A 19211-nucleotide genomic window follows, 5' to 3' on the forward strand; every position below is an offset into this window, starting at 1 on the left:
ATTACTTCGGTTTGGTGCAGTGGATTGTTTACATAGAAAATTATATTGTTTCTTGCCATTTTATAGTCAAATTTGTTAACAGATTCTGATACATTGCAGGTTTCCTTAAATAAAAATATAACAAATAGGACTCGCAATGGAGCAGATAAGACGTTCCCTCAGTTTGCAACTTGTATTAGCTATCGCCGGTGCCCTGGCGCTGTTGTTGTCTATCGTGGCGGCTGTGATGGTTAAGAGCAGTAGTGAAGATACCCGTGCCCGTATAGATCAGGATATATCGGCGCTGATCACCCTCAAGGCCAATGAAATCGGCAACTACTTCTACGCCAAGGGGCAGATTATTCACTCTGTCTTTGCTAACCCTGCCATCAATAACTGGTTTGCCAAATACCATAGCCGTGGCTTAGATCTCAGTCTTGATCCCGGCTATCAACAGCTGGTGGATTACTTTCACTTTTTCTCCGAGCAGGACAAGGAGATCAAGTCGGTGTTCTTCGGCTCGGCCAATACCTTCGAGTACTTTGATCTCAATGGCCGTTACGATGGCGATCCCGACTACTACACCAACAAACGTCCCTGGTGGCAGGAGGCGATAGACAAAAATGGTTTGTTTGTCGGCGACCCGGCTGTGGATGCTAACGACGGCTCAATCTCGGCCACAGTCAAGACAGTAGTCAAGGATGCCAATGGTCGCCTGATAGGCATAGGCGGTATGGATATTCTCATCGATACCATAGGTAAAAACCTGCTGGCGCCAATCAAATATCGGGGCGAAGGCCAGGCATTTTTGATGACGGAGCAGGGAAAACTGGTGTACTTCCCGGGTTTTAATCAAGCGTTCCCCGCCGGCTCTGATGCGGCCGTTATTGACAATCTCAGCGGTGACAATCAGGGCTTTAGTGAACTGAAACGTGAAATGCAAACCCGGGATGCCGGTATTGCCGAAGTCACTTATCAGGGAGAATTGCAGCGAGTGAGCTATATTGCCATTCGCGGTGATTATCCCAAAGTGCGCTGGTATTTGGGGTTTATGTTGCCTAATGAAGTGTTTCAGGCTCCTGTGAAGCAAAGCCTTTGGCAAACCAGCCTGGTCTCAGTGGGGATTATTTTACTGGTGGCGTTAACCGTTTTCCTGATGATGCTGCCTTTTCGGCGTAATCTCAATAGCCTGCTGCACACCATGGAAGATATCGCCGAGGGTGAGGGCGACTTGTCACGCCGCATTGAAATCAACCGCACCGATGAACTTGGGCGTCTTGGCGCAGCATTCAACCGTTTTGCCGCCAAGGTGCAGAGTCTGTTGCTGGAAACCCGTGAGCTCAGTGGTCGGGTGGATAATGGGGTTGCCGCCGCGGCTGAGGTGTGTGACAACGCACTGGCCTCTGTCAGCGCCCAGAAACAGGAAATTGCCTCAGTGGCCACTGCCGCTACCGAAATGGCCCACACAAGCCAGGAGATGGCGACCAGCGCCCAACGAGCCGCCGAGTTTGCCGAGACGGCACTGTTGCAGTCAAGAAACGGCGCAGATGTGGTGCAGCAGGCCAGTCAGGGAATGCACTCACTTTCCACACAGGTTAACCAAGCCGCCGGGGTTATTCGGGCGCTCAGAAGCAGCTCAGAGGAGATAGGCGAGGTGCTCAGTGTGATCCGCGCCATTGCCGAGCAAACCAATCTGCTGGCACTCAATGCTGCCATTGAAGCGGCCCGCGCCGGGGAGCAGGGAAGGGGCTTTGCGGTTGTTGCCGATGAGGTGCGCACCCTGGCATCCCGCACCCAGGACTCGACTACCAATATTCAGGGCATTATCCAGACTCTGCAGCAACAGGCACAGCAAGCCGAACAGGTGATGGAAGCCGGAGTCAGGGAGGCCAACCAGGGCCAAAGCCTGACACTGGAGGTTGAGCGAGCATTGACAGAAATCACCGCGGCAGTGGATGCCATCCAGTTGCAAACCATGGAGATCACCGCGGCGATAGGCCAGCAGGCTGTGGTGGCCGAAGAAGTGGCCTGCAACATTGAAAATGTTCGTGGCCGCTCCGATGAATCCCTGAGCGCCAGCGAAGAATTGTCACAAAAGATGCGGGCATTCCAACAGTTGGCCACGGCTCTGGGGCGTAACATAGGTCAGTTCCGCATCGATTAAGACGAGCTTCAAATCCATAAAGGAGAGCCCAGGATCTCCTTTTTTGCTCCCGATTGAAATATCTTTACGTTATCCCAGCTTGTTAACTGTGTTTATATACAGTACTCTGTTTATATCCGGCTCGACCGAGCCCTTTGAGATCCGGAAAGCAAGCTTGAGAAAGATCATACATATCGACATGGACTGCTATTTTGCCGCGGTGGAGATGCGTGATTTTCCAGAATATCGTGGCCGACCTTTGGCCGTAGGCGGCAGTAGTGACAGACGCGGGGTGATAAGCACTTGTAATTATGAGGCGCGTAAATTTGGCGTTCGTTCTGCCATGGCCTCGGCCTATGCGTTAAAGCTTTGCCCGGATCTGCTGCTGATCCCCGGGCGCATGTCTGTCTATAAGGAAGTCTCGGCAGAGATCCGGGCCATCTTCGCCCGCTATACCTCACTGATTGAACCTCTGTCGCTGGATGAAGCCTATCTGGATGTATCCGATAGCTCGTTATACCAAGGTTCGGCCACCCTAATTGCCGAGGCTATTCGCGCCGATATCCTGGCGGAAACAGGCCTTACGGCTTCTGCGGGTATCGCTCCGGTCAAGTTTCTCGCCAAGGTGGCCTCAGATCTCAATAAGCCCAACGGCCAGTATGTGGTCACGCCACAGGCGCTGCCTGAGTTTGTAAAAAAACTGCCGCTTATCAAGATCCCCGGAGTCGGTAAGGTCACCGCTCAGAAACTGGCCGAAATGGGGCTGCATACCTGTGCGGATGTACAGAAGGTGCCTTTGGCCATATTGCAACAGAGGTTTGGAAAGTTTGGAAGCTTACTTTATGAAAGGGCTCAGGGGATAGACGAGCGTGAACTGACCATCAACCGAGAGCGTAAATCGGTCGGGGTAGAGACCACGCTGGCAGAGGATATCCATACCCTGGCTCAGTGTCGTCAGGTAATGCCACAGTTGGTGCAGGAGTTGGCCCGCCGTTTGGAGCGCGGAGCCAAAGACAGGCAAATTCAAAAGCTGGTGGTCAAACTCAAGTTCAGTGACTTTAAACAGACCACTATAGAAACCCGCTCGAGAGAGTTATCTGTGCGTCTGCTGGATGACTTGCTGACCCAGGCATTGCAAAGAGCCAACGGCCGTGGCATCCGCCTGCTGGGGGTCGCTGTCGGCCTGGTTAGCCAGGATGACAGCCACTCATCGGCAGAGGAAACTCTACAGCAGTTGGATTTGGCTTTCTAAATTGACAGTTTGGATTAGTTTACAGAAATTCAATCGGCTATCGGTTCTTGGGGTAACGGATTGTGAGGCTAAAAAGCTCCTTCTACGGCATTACCTTTATGTGCCAGTTTACCCGACGCTTACTGTATGAGGCGGTTCCTGGGTATTGGGCCATCATCATAGGGCCATCATCAATTTCCAACATTAGACGAGTTGCACAGATAAGGCCGAGAATCTTCGTTGCCCTTAAATAATGGCTTAATATGGCGTATCACACTACCTTCATTTTCGGTGCCTTGGGTTTCAGCACTTTCTGTATCAAGAGGGCTGACAGGATAAGTCCCATACCGACCAGAGTCGCCAGAGTGATGGCTTCTTTCAATATCAGCGCAATAAACACCATGGACATGAGTGGCGTCAGAAACACCAGATTGGTGATGCTGGCTGCCCGCTCTGTGGTTCTCAGTGCCATTAGCCAGAGCACAAAGGTGACGCCCATCTCAAATAGCCCCACATAGACACCGGCTCCCAGCGCTTGCCAATGCAAAGAGGGCAGACTTTCTGTTGTCAGCAGGGTGATGGTTATCAGCGGTAGACTCACCAAAAAACTCAGCAATAGGCTGACAATGGCATCGCCCTTGTCTTTGGTGTTGATGATCCAATATAGGCACCATAGCAGGGTACTGGAGAGTGCCAGCAGAATACCGAAGGGGTTTTCAAAGTCCATCGATAACAGATTACCGCCGGTGGCTATCACCAGTACTCCAAAGTAGCCGGTGATGGCCGCCAGCATGTCGCTGAGTTGCAGCTTTTGCTGCAACATGGGGGCGGCAAGCAGTGGCAACAGTACCGCCCAGGTGTAGTTCAGCGACAGCGCCTGCTGCGCCGGCAAGAGATCATAGGCTTTGAACAGTACCAGATAATATAGAAATGGATTCAGTATTCCGGTTTGCAGATAAAACCAGGGCCGGGCGCGAAACTGCTGCTTTAATAATGTGAGTTTCCCCTGCCAGGCAAGAATAAGCCCCAGACAGATGGATGAAGTGATAACGGCAATAAACACCAGTTGCAACGGCGAGAAAAAGCCGAGGGCGATTTTAAAGGCGGTCGCAACAGTGGACCAGAGGAATACGGCGGCCATTCCGTAGATCAGGGCCAGCTGGGATTTTTTCACTTTAGAGGTCTCTGTTTCTACTCTTGTTTTATGGCTGGTTCTGCCACGGTCGCAATCGACACTATTTTATTCAGTACTGCTAAACAAAAAAAGATCTCCGGCACCGACGATGCGTAAAAAGATTGTACAAAAAAATCTATTTTTTTCTTCCTGGCCCTTGTAAAGCAGTTTTACGCCCCTATATAGGGGGTAAGGCAAGATTGGGGGCCATCTACAACGGGCTTGAAAACAGCGAGTTTACCCCCATATCTGAAATCAGATAAACATATTCAGTTCGAAAGAAAAGATTTTTCGGAGGACCTCATGGGTAAAATTATTGGTATCGACTTAGGCACAACAAACTCTTGTGTAGCTGTCCTCGATGGTGACAAGGCTCGCGTATTGGAGAATGCCGAAGGCGATCGCACAACACCTTCTATCATCGCCTTCACTGAAGACGAGACGCTGGTTGGCTCACCTGCAAAACGTCAGGCTGTGACCAACCCTGCCAACACTTTCTTTGCCATCAAGCGTTTGATTGGCCGTCGCTTCACTGATGATGAAGTTCAGCGCGACGTCAGCATCATGCCTTTCAAAATCATCAAGGCCGACAACGGCGATGCTTGGATTGAAAGCCATGGTAAGAAGATGGCACCTCCTCAGGTGTCTGCTGAAGTACTGAAAAAGATGAAGAAAACTGCTGAAGACTTCCTGGGTGAGCCAGTGACTGAAGCGGTAATCACAGTACCTGCTTACTTCAACGACTCTCAGCGTCAGGCCACCAAAGATGCCGGCCGTATCGCGGGTCTGGAAGTAAAGCGTATCATCAACGAGCCAACTGCTGCGGCACTGGCCTATGGTATCGACAAGAAGCAGGGCGACAATATTGTTGCTGTATATGACCTGGGTGGTGGTACTTTCGATATCTCCATCATCGAAATCGACAGCAACGACGGCGACCAGACTTTCGAAGTACTGGCAACCAACGGTGATACTCACCTGGGTGGTGAAGACTTTGACAACCGTCTGATCAACTACCTGGCTGACGAATTCAAGAAAGAGCAAGGTCTGGATCTGCGTAACGACCCTCTGGCTATGCAGCGTCTGAAAGAAGCTGCCGAGAAGGCTAAGATTGAGCTGTCCAGCACCACTCAGACCGAGGTGAACCTGCCTTACATCACTGCTGATGCGACAGGTCCCAAGCACTTGGTGGTTAAGATCACCCGTGCCAAACTGGAATCTCTGGTTGAAGACCTGATCCAGCGTTCTCTGGAGCCTCTGAAAGTGGCTCTGGCCGATGCCGACCTATCAGTGTCTGACATCAACGAAGTGATCCTGGTGGGTGGTCAAACCCGTATGCCTAAGGTTCAGGAAGCGGTAACCAACTTCTTTGGCAAGGAACCACGTAAAGACGTGAACCCTGATGAAGCGGTAGCCGTAGGTGCTGCGATTCAAGGTGGTGTACTGGCCGGTGACGTGAAAGACGTACTGCTGCTGGACGTAACGCCTCTGTCTCTGGGTATTGAAACCATGGGCAGCGTAATGACCAAGCTGATTGAGAAGAACACTACTATTCCTACCAAGGCGCAGCAGACCTTCTCTACAGCAGACGACAACCAGAGCGCAGTGACCATTCACGTGCTGCAGGGTGAGCGTAAGCAAGCCAGCGCCAACAAGTCACTGGGTCAGTTCAACCTGGAAGGTATTGAGCCTGCTCCACGCGGCATGCCACAGATTGAAGTGACTTTCGACATCGACGCCGACGGTATTCTGCACGTGTCTGCCAAAGACAAGAAGACAGGCAAAGAGCAGAACATCACCATCAAGGCCTCTTCCGGTCTGTCTGATGATGAAGTCGAGAAAATGGTTCGCGACGCCGAGGCTCATGCCGAGGAAGACAAGAAATTTGAAGAACTGGTCAGCGCCCGCAACCAGGCTGACGGTCTGGTACACGCTACCAAGAAACAGGTGGAAGAAGCCGGTGACGCTCTGGCAGCAGACGACAAGGCCAAGATTGAAACCGCTATGGCCGCTGTAGAAACTGCCACCAAGGGTAACGACAAAGAAGCTATCGAGAAGGCGACTCAAGAGCTGATAGAAGCTTCTGCCAAGCTGATGGAAATCGCTCAGGCCAAGGCACAACAAGGCCAAGGTCAAGGCGAAGCCCAGAGCAGCAATGCCCAGGCCGATGACGTTGTCGATGCCGAGTTCGAAGAGGTTAAAGACGACAAGAAGTAATTGGGTGGTAACACTCGATTAATTCCGGCGGGCGTTACGGGGCAACCCTAACGCCCGCTTGTGTGAATCCAGCTTGGAAAGCGTGAGATTATGTCAAAGCGAGATTATTACGAAGTATTGGGCGTCGGTCGCGACGCCAGCGAGCGGGAGATCAAGAAGGCCTATAAGCGCCTGGCGATGAAGTATCACCCTGACCGCAATCCGGGCGATAAGGCGGCCGAGGCCAGCTTTAAAGAAGTCAAAGAAGCCTACGAGATCCTGACCGACGAAGACAAAAAAGCTGCCTATGATCAGTTTGGTCATGCTGGGGTTGACCCTAACCGTGGCGGTGGTGGTTTTGGTGGCGGCGCTGATTTCGGTGATATCTTTGGTGACGTGTTCGGGGATATCTTCGGTGGTGGTCGTCGCGGCGGGCATCGTCAAGCTGCCCGTGGTTCAGATCTGCGTTACAACCTGGAACTGTCGCTGGAAGAAGCGGTGCGTGGTATTACCCGTGAGCTTAGGATCCCAACCTTGGTTAGCTGTGATCTCTGTGATGGCAGCGGCGCGAAGAAGGGTACCTCGGCTACTACTTGTGGTACCTGTCACGGTGCCGGTCAGGTACAGATGCGTCAGGGTTTTTTTGCTGTGCAGCAACCTTGTCCTACCTGTCATGGTCGCGGCAAGATCATCAAAGAACCTTGCAGCAAGTGTCACGGTGATGGCCGCATAGAAAAGAGCAAGACACTGTCGGTGAAAATTCCGGCCGGTGTCGATACCGGCGACCGTATCCGCCTGGCCGGTGAAGGTGAAGCCGGTGAATTCGGAGCCCCGGCGGGGGATCTCTATGTACAGGTTACTGTGCGCGAGCACCCGATCTTTGTCCGTGACGGCAATAACCTTTATTGTGAAGTGCCGATATCCTTCGCCAAGGCCGCCCTCGGCGGTGAAGTGGAAGTGCCGACACTGGATGGTAAGGTCAACCTGAAGATCCCGGCGGAAACCCAGACCGGCCGCATGTTCCGCATGCGCGGCAAAGGGGTTAAGTCGGTGCGCAGTCACGCGGTTGGCGATCTGCTTTGCAAAGTGGTGATGGAAACGCCGGTGAACTTGTCCGAGCGTCAGAAAGAGCTGCTGCGTGAATTTGAAACTTCAGTCACCGGCGCATCCAAGAAACATAGCCCCAAGGCTGAAGGCTTCTTCGATGGAGTGAAAAAGTTCTTTCAGGATTTGAATAGCTAACCGGCGCTCTACCGAAACAAAAAACCGATGCTCAAGGCATCGGTTTTTTTTGGGGTCATACTTGAGCTGGCGTGAATGTCGCACTCGATACTTATGCCGTTTCTGCTGTTTCTGCTGTTTCCGGCCGCGGATTTAAGCACTTTTAGAATAGCAATGTTCAGAGTTACTGTCTGGTATTCAGAGCCCTGATATTCAGGCACCCAGCTTATGGAGCAGGCTTAGCCACAGTTGTTGCTCTTGCTCACTCAAGCGTGACATAAACTCATCGGCGACTTGCTGAAATGATACCTCGGCCTCAGTAAAAATCTTAGCGCCCGCCGGTGTCAGGGCTACCAGGCTGACTCTGGCATCACGGCTGGCAGTTTCCTTTTCTACCAGACCAATTTTTTCCATTGGGTTAAGCAGGCGGGTGATCCCCGAAGCGCTGAGCCCGGCACCCTGGGCCAGGTCGATCCTTCTGAGTTTATTGCCCTCGGCCTTTGCCAATTGTCTCAGTACCAAAAACTCGCTGAAGCTGATACCGTGCAGCGACAACCTGCCTGCCAGACTGCGTTGCAGTTGACTGTGCATCTCGGTTATAGCAAGCACAATGCTTGTCGTTATGGGTTGTGTCATCTGTGAAACCTCTGGAAACGAAATTAACTTGACCAATGCTTTATCAATACTTGATTGTGCAAGTATTAGTCTATTTGCTTGAGCGGTCAAGTAGTTTGCAAGTTTCTATCGGGTTGGATGACTTATGGCGCTGAGCTTCAGGTCTTTGCCTAAGGCTTTTGTTCGGAAGCAGACTCTTGCTCTTGCGGTGGCGCAGACTCAGCTTGGGTTACGGGTGCATTGGCATTGCTTATCATGGCGGAGCTGCGCTCAAAGGTCATTATCAGGCGCTCAAACATCCCCTGAACCATTTCCAGTTGCTCCTGTGTCAAACCATCGGTTTGCAGCCGGGCTAAAAGGCGTTCGCAACTGTTACGGAAATCAGGTGGATTTTCGCCGCGGGAACAGAAGATAAAGGCGTTGGCGAGCGCCAGTTGCCAGTCTTGCAGTAGTTCGTCGAGTTGGCTGTCGCTGATGCTGGCCAGCAGGCGGCGCAGACGCATCGATACATGGCCCAGGTTAAGGCCGGTGAGGCCTAAGTCGGTCAGGGTTCGGTTGTTGCTCTGGCTGCTGCGTTCATAATTGGCCAAGCGCAGCAAGCGATCAGCCATACGGGCATTAAACCAGTCTTCAGGCTTGTCCTGTTTGACCATCTCAATCAGATCTTTGCGGGTGGCGTTGAGTAGGCGTTGCTGCATCATTTTGACTCCTGGCTCAGTCACCAGCTTAAATAGCCAATAGAGGATGCTGACGCCGACAAAGATGGCCATCGCCTTGCTCAGGGTGTTGTCTACGGCAAAAGCCTGGCTCATGTCTTTGCCGGGGCTGACCAAAATGGCAAATGGTATGCAAAATCCAAGGCCGTAGGGCAGGGTGGCCTGATTGGCCAGGGCCATCAGGCCAATAAAGAAGGGGCCTGCCAATACCAACAACATGATCTCAATATCGCCGCTGCTTTGGGCCAGTAGTCCGAGGGCGTAAAATATTGCGACAGGAATGGCGATCATTACTCCTATCAGCAGTCGCCGCAGGATCATGCTCAAAAGGGGTAAGGGCAGTCTGGCCATCATGATGGAGAAGATCACCGGCATAGTCATTATCATCAGGGCCGCACTGGAAGCGGTGCCAATCCACATCCCTGCACCTATCAGGAAAATCAGCATGGTTCTGACACCCGTGATAAGCCCCAGCAGGGGATCTCTGTGGGTCTGCATCGCGGGAGCATTGAGCAGCGTTTTATCCGGTGACTCCAACGCCTTGAATGCCCGCAGCACCAGCACCAAATCGCTGGCCAGCTCCGAGGCGGTTTTCAGCAGCCGCGATTCCAGTGGGCTGATACAGGTATGAGTGTTGCGAAAGTGGATGATTTCGCGCCTTTGCCTGTGTGCCAATTCATAACAGAATTGGAAATCGTCCGACTCGGACATCGCCTTGAAGTTGCTTTTTAGGGTACGGATTAGCCCTGAGAGAGTGCTTGTCATCAACTCTTCGTGGTTACGCTGCAAACGGCCGAATATCTGGATCACGGCGAGCAATGATAACACCTTGTTGAATAACAAATTGGCCGCACGACTGCGTCCCGGGCCTTCCGGACCCTCGTAGCTGAGAGCGTTGGCATCGTCGCTGGCTGCTGCCAGTGATTCAAGAATTGCGTCTATCTGATTATGGCGATTTTCATGGGAGCCGTTGAGATCCAGCTCCAGTGTGAGGTATTCCAGGGTTTGGTTGACTATTTTACGGGTTTGTTTTTGCAGCCCTTCGGTGACTCTGACTGGCCACAGCAACTGGCTCACCAGAGTGGCACAGATGGCACCGACTATAATTTCGCTGACCCTGGAGTGGGCGACGGCGAAGATGGTTTCACTGTTTGCTGTAGCTGGGCTTACCATCACCAAGAGCACAATAAGACAGGGGGTGATCCCCGCCATGGCGAAGGCGTAGACAAAGTTGATATGGCGTACCATGGCCGACAATGCAGAGTTGAGCCCCAACCACAGCGCCAGGGTGAGCATGGCCAGTTCGGGGGCACCGTAAAAAATGCTGAGAATAGCTATGCCGGCAACCCCGCCTACCAGGGTGCCTATTATCTGGCAAAGACCTTTTTCCAGCACCAGGCCACTTTCGGGACGCATCTGCAGGAATATTGCCGATACCAGCGCCCAGTAGGGGCGCTCCAAGTCCAGATAGAGCGCCGCCGTCAATGCCAGTGCCATGGCAATCACCCCTTTGGTGGCGAAGATTAGCGTGCGCTTGTCCGGGGTCAGAAATACCGCCAGCGTGGGAGATAGGGGCATATTATTTTTCGGCTTGCAGTTGGATGGAAACCGTCAATCCGGCGCTGAGTTCATGTTGTTCCGAAGCCGGGTCCAGCTTGATATCCACAGGGATCCTCTGCGCCAACCTGACCCAGTTGAAGCTCTGTTGAATTTGCGGCAATAGTTGACCATTGGCATTGGTATTGGTATCGGCAATTGCTTTGCCTATGCTGATCACTTCGCCCCTGAGCGGCTTGCCACCGCTCATTAGGCTGATTTTGGCCTTTTGGCCTACCTTTATTAGTGGCAGTTTGGTTTCTTCAAAGTACCCTGTGACATAGAAAGAGCCTTGTTTAACCAGAGATAATACCGCCTTGCCCTGGTTGACATAGTTGCCCTGACGCAGGCTGAGGTTGATTATGGTGCCATCGGCGGGGGAGTGAACCTGAGTGCGCTGAAGATCTATTTTGCTGCTGTCGAGTCTGGCCTTTGCCAAGTTGTAGCTGGCTTTGGCCAACTCTGTGTTGATCCGTGCAGTTTCCAAATCCTCTTCACTGATCACCTCGCGGCCGGTGAGATTCTTGCGCCGTTCATATTTGTGCTTGGCCAGTTCCCAAGCGTGTAGCTTGTTTTCCAGCTCGGCGGCCAATTCGGTACTGGCGGCTTGATAACGGGTATCGTCCACCTTAAACAGCAGATCGCCACGTTTAACTTGTTGGTTATCTTTAACATTCAGTTGAGTGACCCAGCCTGAGACATCGGCCGAGAGGGTAATGACTTCGGCCCGCACCCGGCCATCACGGGTCCAGGGGGAATAGAGGTAGTGATTCCAAATCCAATATCCGGCCACTAAGGCTGCCAGCACGAGAAGCAAGGTAATGGAGATGCGCAGTACTTTTGCCATGATAAGTGTCAACTCTCAAACAGGTAGATAATCAGTGCCAGATAGCACACGAACAGGGCGACTTCGAACCAGGCCACTCGCCAGATTTTTGTGTACAGCCCGGTCCAGTGAAGAACCAGTCTGGTCAGAAACCAGAGTGCGAGCGCAAGAGGTGCGAAGAGAACCAAAGGACTGAACAGCAATCCCCCCAAGGCTAATTCTTCAAGCATTGTATGAGTTGGAACCTTATAAAAAGACGTTTGGTAAAGAGTAACTTATAAGTGGATAACGGCGTTTTTCCGTATCCATATATCTCAATCAGTGTCGTGCCTGACAAGCCAGAGGTCAACTTTTTTCAAGCCTTGGCTGTACGCGCAGCTGGCTTTTGGCTGGCGGGATCATTGGCGATACGACAAGCTGTGCTTGCGTGTGACACTCAGGTAAAATCCAGGGAAACTTTATCACCGGAAGATAAAAGATGAATAACCGAATTTTCGGCCTACTTGCCATACTCTTTGTGGGAGCTCTTTCAGGCTGCTCCACTACTCAGTCGCCCACCGGGCGCTCGCAGATGTTACTGTTTTCGCCCGAACAGATAAACCAGATGGGTACCGCCTCTTTCGAGCAGATAAAAGCAAAAGAGAAGCAGAGCCAGGACAAGGCCGCCAGTGCCTATGTTGCCTGTGTGGCGCAGCGTATTACCTCTTTATTGCCGCAACAACATTGGCAATGGGTACTGTTTGAGTCGGATCAGGTCAACGCCTTTGCCTTGCCTGGTGGTCATATCGGTGTCTATACCGGGCTTCTTAAGGTGGCCAACAATGAAGACCAACTGGCAACGGTAATCGGCCATGAGATAGCGCATGTGTTGGCGCAGCACGGTAATGAACAGGCTTCACGGGCCCAACTCAGCAATACCGGTATGCAGTTGGCCGGTACGGCGTTGGGGATGGGGCAAGTAGCCAATGCCGATCTTTACATGGCGGCCCTGGGGCTTGGGGTGCAGGTGGGCTATATCTTACCCTATGGCCGGGCGCAGGAATCCGAGGCCGATGTGATGGGGCTGGAGCTGATGGCCAGGGCCGGCTTCGATCCTGGAGCCGGGGTGACCTTATGGCAAAACATGGCCAAGGCGGGGGGCGGTCAGGGGCCGGAGCTGTTGTCGACTCATCCATCCAATGAGAACCGCATTGCCCAGTTGCGTGATTTACAAGCGCAGATGATGCCGCTCTATCAGGCGAGCAAGGGTAAATTTAGCTCTTGCCAAAAATGAGGTTAACAAAGTCGGCTTGAGGCTAGGCCTTCTGTCCATTTTGGCTTGAGACTCGGCGAATGAACAAAGCGTAAGGATACGAATAAGCGCAACACTTGAACCCGGATAAGTGTTACACTGTGCCGCGAAAAATTCACAGATAAACTGAGAGTAAACTGATTATGTCTGATAAGTTCACCAGTGTTGAACAACAAGCCAGCTACGGCGTAGGCCGCCAGTTGGGTGAGCAACTGGCCGCAAACTCTTTCGAAGGTCTGGATATTCCAGCCGTTCAAGCCGGTCTGGCCGATGCATTTGACGGCAAAGAGAGTGTTGTTTCCATGGAAGATATGCAGGTTGCTTTCTCTGAAATCAGCCGTCGCTTGCAAAAGGCGCAGGAAGAGGCTGCCGAAGCCGCTTCTGCCGAAGGTAATGCTTTCCTGGCCGAAAACGCCAAACGTGAAGGTGTGGTGACTACCGAATCAGGTCTGCAGTACGAAATCATCAACGAAGGCTCAGGCGAGAAGCCAAGCTATGATTCCAACGTTCGTACTCACTATCACGGTACCTTTATCGACGGTAAAGTATTCGACAGTTCAGTAACCCGTGGTCAGCCTGCCGAATTCCCGGTTTCCGGCGTGATTGCCGGTTGGACCGAAGCGCTGCAACTGATGCCGGTTGGCGCCAAGTACAAGCTGTATGTACCGCATCACCTGGCCTACGGCGAGCGCGGTGCCGGGGCGGCTATCCCGCCTTATTCCACTCTGGTCTTTGAAGTGGAACTGCTGGACATTCTGTAATACCAAAATCGCTTGAGTCTGACTCAGGCGATTTTTTTAGCCTGTATGTGGAGAAAGTTATGAGTGGACATGTCAGAGTTGCGGTTGCCGGAAGCAGCGGCCGTATGGGGCGTACCTTGATAGAAGCGGCCGCGCATTTCAGCCGGATCATTCTGGGCGCGGCCATCGAGCGCGCTGGCTCGACTCTGGTGGGAGTCGATGCCGGGGAGTTGGCCGGGGTCGGTTGTCTTCATGTCCGGGTCTGCGATAGCCTGGATCAAGTTGCGGATGACTTCGATGTGCTGGTGGATTTCACCAGCCCGGAAGGCACTCTCAGCAATCTGGATTGGTGCGCCCGCCATCATAAGGCGATAGTGATAGGCACTACAGGTTTCAATTCGGCGCAAAAGGCGCAGATTGAGGCCTTTGCCGAGCAGATCCCTGTGGTATTGGCACCCAATATGTCGGTTGGGGTTAACTTGATGTGGAAGCTGCTGGAACTGGCGGCGGAAGTCATGGGTGATTATACCGACATAGAGATCATCGAAGGCCATCACAGACACAAGAAGGATGCTCCTTCAGGTACCGCCTTGAAGATGGGGGAAGTGATTGCCAACACACTGGGGCGGGATCTGGAAAAAGTCGCCGTCTATGGCCGCGAAGGGATCACCGGCGAGCGTGAGCGCGACACCATAGGTTTTGCCACTATCAGAGCGGGTGACTTGGTGGGCGAGCATACCGCCATGTTTGCCGATATGGGCGAGCGTTTAGAGATCACTCACAAGGCTTCCAGCCGAATGACCTTTGCCAACGGCGCCATGCGTGCGGCACTTTGGTTGCAGGAACAGGATGCCGGGCTCTACGACATGCAACAGGTATTGGGGTTGAACCCCCTGTGACATTATTTAAAAAACCGCCGATTGGCGGTTTTTTTTCGAATTCGTCCGCCAAGCTATAGACGGATCGATATTTATCGTGTAGGATGCGCGGAATTTGTCAAAATTTCGTATTTTAGCGGAAATTGGTACTTTAAACAAAGATAAAAACATTACATTTCAGTGGCTTGGCTCTTTTCTCGGAGGTCGCGTTGACAAAGTCTGCCTTACTCGTACTCGAAGATGGAAGCGTATTTTCCGGCACAGCAATCGGTGCCGATGGGATCGCAGTCGGAGAAGTCGTTTTTAACACTTCGATGACCGGATATCAAGAAATCCTCACCGATCCATCTTATTCTCGCCAGATAGTAACTCTAACCTACCCACATATCGGTAATACCGGTACTAACAATGAAGACACAGAATCCGATGCAGTTCATGCCTGTGGTCTTATTATTCGTGATCTTCCCCTCCTCGCCAGTAACTTCCGTAACCAACAATCCCTCAGTGATTACCTCAAAGCCAACAAGGTAGTCGGTATCGCCGATATCGACACCCGTAAGCTGACCCGTATTCTGCGGGAGAAGGGCGCTCAGGCCGGTTGCATTCTGGTGGGTGAGCAGGACGTAGACAAGGCGCTGGCCGCCGCCAAGGCATTCCCTGGGCTGAAAGGCATGGACTTGGCCAAGGAAGTGACGACCGACAAGTCTTACACCTGGCGCAAGGGAACCTGGCGTTTGGAGAGCGGCCTGCCGGTCGATACTCCCGAGTCAGAACTCAAGTACAAGGTAGTGGCTTATGACTACGGCGTGAAGCAGAACATACTGCGAATGCTGGTAGACAGAGGCTGTGATGTGACTGTGGTTCCCGCACAAACGCCTGCCAGTGAAGTGCTGGCGATGGCACCGGATGGGGTATTCCTCTCCAACGGCCCCGGTGACCCGGAGCCATGTGATTACGCCATCAAGGCGATTCAGCAAATTCTCGAAACCGATATCCCGGTATTCGGCATCTGCCTTGGCCACCAACTGCTGGCGCTGGCCAACGGTGCCAAGACGCTGAAGATGAAGTTTGGTCACCACGGCGCCAACCACCCTGTGAGCGATATTGACAAAGGCACTGTGATGATCACCAGCCAGAACCATGGTTTTGCTGCCGATGAAGCCACATTGCCTGCCAACATCAAGGTGACTCACAAGTCGCTGTTTGATGGCTCACTGCAAGGGATCCACCTGACAGACAAGCCGGCTTTCAGCTTCCAGGGCCACCCTGAAGCGAGTCCGGGGCCGCACGATTGTGCGCCTCTGTTCGATCACTTTATCGAACTGATTGAGCAATACCGTCACCAAGTCAAGCTGTAATCGCCGGGAGAAGATAGAAGAAAATGCCAAAACGTACTGATATTCAAAGTATTCTTATCCTGGGTGCCGGCCCAATCGTTATCGGTCAGGCCTGTGAGTTTGACTATTCGGGAGCCCAGGCCTGTAAGGCGCTGAGAGAAGAGGGTTACCGGGTTATTCTGGTGAACTCCAACCCTGCAACCATTATGACAGACCCGGAAATGGCCGATGCCACATACATCGAGCCTATCCACTGGGAAGTGGTGCGCAACATTATCGCCAAAGAACGCCCCGATGCGATTCTGCCAACCATGGGCGGTCAGACGGCGCTGAACTGCGCCCTGGAACTGGAAGCCAAAGGCGTATTGAAAGAGTTTGACGTCGAGATGATCGGTGCCACTGCCGATGCCATCGATAAGGCCGAAGACCGTGCCCGTTTCGACAAGGCGATGAAGAGTATCGGTCTCGAGTGTCCTCGTGCCGGTATTGCCCACAGCATGGAAGAAGCGCACAAGGTACTGAATGAAGTGGGCTTCCCCTGCATCATTCGCCCCTCTTTCACTATGGGCGGCAGCGGTGGCGGTATCGCTTACAACGTCGAAGAGTTTGAAGAGATCTGTACCCGAGGTCTGGACTTGTCGCCGACCAATGAGCTGCTGATTGACGAGTCGCTGATTGGCTGGAAAGAGTACGAGATGGAAGTGGTGCGCGATCGTAACGATAACTGCATCATAGTCTGCGCCATCGAAAACTTTGACCCCATGGGTGTACACACAGGTGACTCCATCACAGTTGCACCGGCTCAGACCCTGACCGACAAAGAATATCAACTGATGCGTAACGCCTCCATGGCGGTGCTGCGGGAAATCGGTGTTGAAACCGGTGGTTCCAACGTGCAGTTTGGTATCAACCCCAAAGATGGTCGCATGGTGATCATCGAGATGAACCCAAGGGTATCGCGCTCATCTGCGCTGGCCTCCAAGGCGACCGGTTTCCCGATTGCCAAGGTTGCGGCCAAGCTGGCGGTGGGCTTTACCCTGGATGAGCTGATGAACGACATTACCGGCGGTCTGACCCCGGCTTCGTTCGAGCCCTCTATCGACTATGTGGTTACCAAAATCCCTCGTTTCAACTTCGAGAAGTTTGCCGGTTCCAACGACCGCCTGACCACTCAGATGAAGTCTGTCGGTGAAGTGATGGCCATCGGCCGTACCTTCCAGGAGTCGATGCAAAAAGCTCTGCGCGGCCTGGAAACCGGGATGACAGGTTTTGACCCTATCGTGGATATCAACGAGCCGGAAGCCCTGGCCAAGATACGTTACGAGTTGCAGGATGTTGGCCCTGAGCGTCCTTGGTATATCGCCGATGCTTTCCGCGCCGGTATGTCCATGGAGGGTATTCGCCGCATCACCAACATAGACCCTTGGTTCCTGGTGCAGATTGAAGATCTGGTGCTGCAGGAAGAGAAGGTCAAGGAAGGTGGCTGGAGCGGTCTTTCCCAGGAGTTCCTGCGCAAGCTGAAGCGCAAAGGTTTCTCCGATGCGCGCCTGGCGTCACTGCTGGGGGTTTCTGAAAGTGAAGTGCGCAAACTGCGTCACAAGTATGAGCTCTTCCCTGTCTATAAGCGGGTAGATACCTGCGCCGCCGAGTTCGCCACGGATACCGCCTACATGTACTCCACCTACGAGGAAGAGTGTGAGGCCAATCCGTCCGATAAAGACAAGATCATGGTGATAGGTGGCGGCCCCAACCGTATCGGTCAGGGTATCGAGTTCGACTACTGTTGTGTGCATGCGGCGCTGGCGATGCGTGAAGACGGTTATGAAACCATTATGGTTAACTGTAACCCTGAAACCGTTTCCACTGACTATGACACCTCTGACAGACTCTACTTTGAACCTGTTACCCTGGAAGACGTACTGGAAATCGTGCGGGTTGAGCAGCCCAAAGGGGTTATCGTGCAGTATGGTGGCCAAACGCCACTGAAACTGGCCCGCGCCCTGGAAGCCGCAGGTGTGCCCATCATAGGAACCAGCCCGGATGCCATCGACCGCGCCGAAGACCGTGAGCGCTTCCAACAAGCGGTTGAGCGTTTGGGGCTGAAACAGCCTGAAAACAGCACAGTGACCAACCTGGAGCAGGCGGTACTGGATGCCGAGCGTATAGGCTACCCCCTGGTGGTTCGTCCCTCCTATGTTCTGGGTGGCCGGGCGATGGAAATCGTCTACGACGAGCAGGATCTGCGCCGTTACTTCAACGAAGCCGTCAGTGTATCCAACGAGTCGCCGGTACTGCTGGATCGCTTCCTGGATGACGCCACCGAAGTAGACGTGGATGCCGTTTGCGATGGCAAGGACGTGGTTATCGGCGGCATCATGGAGCATATCGAGCAGGCCGGTGTTCACTCAGGTGACTCAGGTTGTTCACTGCCTCCTTACACTCTCTCCAAGGCGATTCAGGACGAGATGCGCGAGCAGGTACGCAAGCTGGCGCTGGAGCTGGGCGTTGTCGGTCTTATGAATGTGCAGTTTGCGGTCAAGAGCGACGTGATTTACCTGATTGAGGTGAACCCGCGTGCCGCCCGCACAGTGCCTTTCGTCTCCAAGGCCACAGGCGTGCCTCTGGCCAAGATTGCCGCCCGGGTAATGGCCGGTACTTCACTGGCCGAACAGCAACATACTCAGGAAGTGATCCCGCCTTACTACTCAGTGAAAGAAGTGGTTCTGCCGTTCAACAAGTTCCCGGGTGTTGACCCTCTGCTCGGCCCTGAAATGCGCTCTACCGGTGAGGTGATGGGGGTGGGTGATACCTTCGCCGAAGCCTACGCCAAGGCGCAACTGGGCTCAGTGAAGGATGTACCCAAGTCAGGCCGCGCCCTGTTGTCTGTTCGTCACAGCGACAAGAAGCGGGTTTCGGATCTGGCGGCCAAGCTGATTGAACTCGGCTATGAGCTGGATGCCACCCACGGCACGGCTGTGGTGCTGGGTGAAGCGGGTATCAATCCTCGCCTGGTGAACAAGGTGCATGAAGGTCGTCCACACATTCTTGACCGGATCAAGAACGGTGAATACACCTACATAGTGAATACCACTGAGGGTCGTCAGGCCATCGAGGATTCCAGACAGCTGCGCCGCGGCGCGCTGCAGCACAAGGTGAATTACACCACCACCATGAATGCGGCTTTTGCAACCTGTATGGCCCATGATGCCGACGACAGAAGCAATGTTGCCTCGGTGCAGGAACTGCACGCCAGAGTCAACAAGTAAAC

14 protein-coding genes are annotated in these 19211 nt (G+C 53.1%); 9 read left to right on the forward strand and 5 right to left on the reverse strand.

Annotation, left to right across the window (positions count from 1 at the left end):
• The first annotated feature begins 136 nt into the window (after nt 1-136).
• Both AYI96_RS13800 and dinB read left to right on the forward strand, forming a co-directional pair.
• Entirely contained in the window at nt 137-2143 is a 2007-nt protein-coding gene (locus tag AYI96_RS13800) for a methyl-accepting chemotaxis protein (protein WP_144361803.1), read from the forward strand.
• A gap of 154 nt (nt 2144-2297) precedes the next feature.
• A complete protein-coding gene (gene dinB / locus AYI96_RS13805; RefSeq protein WP_101095273.1) occupies nt 2298-3374 on the forward strand; it encodes a DNA polymerase IV in 1077 nt (358 codons plus the stop codon).
• 250 nt (nt 3375-3624) lie between these two features.
• On the opposite strand, the gene AYI96_RS13810 is transcribed toward dinB, so the two are convergent.
• Entirely contained in the window at nt 3625-4527 is a 903-nt protein-coding gene (locus AYI96_RS13810; RefSeq protein WP_071475606.1) for a DMT family transporter, read from the reverse strand.
• A 303-nt stretch (nt 4528-4830) separates the two neighbouring features.
• On the opposite strand from AYI96_RS13810, the gene dnaK reads away from it, so the two are divergent.
• Both dnaK and dnaJ read left to right on the forward strand, forming a co-directional pair.
• The gene (gene dnaK, locus AYI96_RS13815; protein ID WP_039033622.1) at nt 4831-6744 is read left to right on the forward strand and encodes a molecular chaperone DnaK; all 1914 of its coding nucleotides are present in this window, start codon (nt 4831-4833) and stop codon (nt 6742-6744) included.
• 90 nt (nt 6745-6834) lie between these two features.
• A complete protein-coding gene (gene dnaJ / locus AYI96_RS13820) occupies nt 6835-7965 on the forward strand; it encodes a molecular chaperone DnaJ (RefSeq protein ID WP_039033623.1) in 1131 nt (376 codons plus the stop codon).
• Nucleotides 7966-8157: 192 nt separating this feature from the next.
• Here dnaJ and AYI96_RS13825 read toward each other — a convergent pair whose 3' ends face one another.
• The 4 genes from AYI96_RS13825 to AYI96_RS13840 form a co-directional block, all read right to left on the reverse strand.
• Complete coding sequence (locus AYI96_RS13825; protein ID WP_039033624.1) at nt 8158-8580, reverse strand: MarR family winged helix-turn-helix transcriptional regulator; 423 nt, start codon at nt 8578-8580, stop codon at nt 8158-8160.
• A gap of 149 nt (nt 8581-8729) precedes the next feature.
• The gene (locus AYI96_RS13830) at nt 8730-10853 is read right to left on the reverse strand and encodes an FUSC family protein (protein WP_052248001.1); all 2124 of its coding nucleotides are present in this window, start codon (nt 10851-10853) and stop codon (nt 8730-8732) included.
• A 1-nt stretch (nt 10854) separates the two neighbouring features.
• Nucleotides 10855-11718, reverse strand: a complete 864-nt coding sequence (locus tag AYI96_RS13835) for an HlyD family secretion protein (RefSeq protein ID WP_039033691.1) — start codon at nt 11716-11718, stop codon at nt 10855-10857.
• Nucleotides 11719-11726: 8 nt separating this feature from the next.
• Nucleotides 11727-11927 carry a DUF1656 domain-containing protein gene (locus tag AYI96_RS13840; protein ID WP_039033625.1) on the reverse strand — a complete coding sequence of 67 codons (201 nt, stop codon included), beginning with the start codon at nt 11925-11927 and terminating at the stop codon, nt 11727-11729.
• A gap of 248 nt (nt 11928-12175) precedes the next feature.
• Here AYI96_RS13840 and AYI96_RS13845 point away from each other — a divergent pair, with 248 nt between their 5' ends.
• The 5 genes from AYI96_RS13845 to carB all read left to right on the forward strand — a co-directional run bounded on the left by AYI96_RS13845 (nt 12176) and on the right by carB (nt 19209).
• On the forward strand, nt 12176-12970 hold the full coding sequence (locus AYI96_RS13845) for a M48 family metallopeptidase (RefSeq protein WP_039033626.1): 795 nt from the start codon (nt 12176-12178) through the stop codon (nt 12968-12970).
• 161 nt (nt 12971-13131) lie between these two features.
• On the forward strand, nt 13132-13749 hold the full coding sequence (locus tag AYI96_RS13850; protein WP_039033627.1) for an FKBP-type peptidyl-prolyl cis-trans isomerase: 618 nt from the start codon (nt 13132-13134) through the stop codon (nt 13747-13749).
• A 59-nt stretch (nt 13750-13808) separates the two neighbouring features.
• Nucleotides 13809-14627: a 4-hydroxy-tetrahydrodipicolinate reductase gene (gene dapB, locus AYI96_RS13855; RefSeq protein WP_039033628.1), complete on the forward strand. Its 819-nt coding sequence runs from the start codon at nt 13809-13811 to the stop codon at nt 14625-14627.
• A 188-nt stretch (nt 14628-14815) separates the two neighbouring features.
• Nucleotides 14816-15964: a glutamine-hydrolyzing carbamoyl-phosphate synthase small subunit gene (carA, locus tag AYI96_RS13860; RefSeq protein ID WP_093982431.1), complete on the forward strand. Its 1149-nt coding sequence runs from the start codon at nt 14816-14818 to the stop codon at nt 15962-15964.
• Between the two features lie 23 nt (nt 15965-15987).
• Nucleotides 15988-19209 (forward strand): carbamoyl-phosphate synthase large subunit, encoded by a 3222-nt coding sequence (carB, locus tag AYI96_RS13865; protein ID WP_144220251.1) that lies wholly within the window; start codon nt 15988-15990, stop codon nt 19207-19209.
• Nucleotides 19210-19211 lie beyond the last annotated feature (2 nt).

The sequence above is a fragment of the Shewanella sp. MSW genome (assembly GCF_007636515.1).
Lineage (GTDB): Bacteria > Pseudomonadota > Gammaproteobacteria > Enterobacterales > Shewanellaceae > Shewanella > Shewanella indica.

Bases quoted from the DNA above. Each gene is read 5' to 3' on its own strand.
- AYI96_RS13800 (WP_144361803.1), top strand. From the start codon at position 137: ATGGAGCAGATAAGACGTTCCCTCAGTTTGCAACTTGTATTAGCTATC.
- dnaK (WP_039033622.1), top strand. From the start codon at position 4,831: ATGGGTAAAATTATTGGTATCGACTTAGGCACAACAAACTCTTGTGTA.
- dnaJ (WP_039033623.1), top strand. From the start codon at position 6,835: ATGTCAAAGCGAGATTATTACGAAGTATTGGGCGTCGGTCGCGACGCC.
- AYI96_RS13825 (WP_039033624.1), bottom strand. From the start codon at position 8,580: ATGACACAACCCATAACGACAAGCATTGTGCTTGCTATAACCGAGATG.
- AYI96_RS13830 (WP_052248001.1), bottom strand. From the start codon at position 10,853: ATGCCCCTATCTCCCACGCTGGCGGTATTTCTGACCCCGGACAAGCGC.
- AYI96_RS13835 (WP_039033691.1), bottom strand. From the start codon at position 11,718: ATGGCAAAAGTACTGCGCATCTCCATTACCTTGCTTCTCGTGCTGGCA.
- AYI96_RS13840 (WP_039033625.1), bottom strand. From the start codon at position 11,927: ATGCTTGAAGAATTAGCCTTGGGGGGATTGCTGTTCAGTCCTTTGGTT.
- AYI96_RS13845 (WP_039033626.1), top strand. From the start codon at position 12,176: ATGAATAACCGAATTTTCGGCCTACTTGCCATACTCTTTGTGGGAGCT.
- AYI96_RS13850 (WP_039033627.1), top strand. From the start codon at position 13,132: ATGTCTGATAAGTTCACCAGTGTTGAACAACAAGCCAGCTACGGCGTA.
- dapB (WP_039033628.1), top strand. From the start codon at position 13,809: ATGAGTGGACATGTCAGAGTTGCGGTTGCCGGAAGCAGCGGCCGTATG.
- carB (WP_144220251.1), top strand. From the start codon at position 15,988: ATGCCAAAACGTACTGATATTCAAAGTATTCTTATCCTGGGTGCCGGC.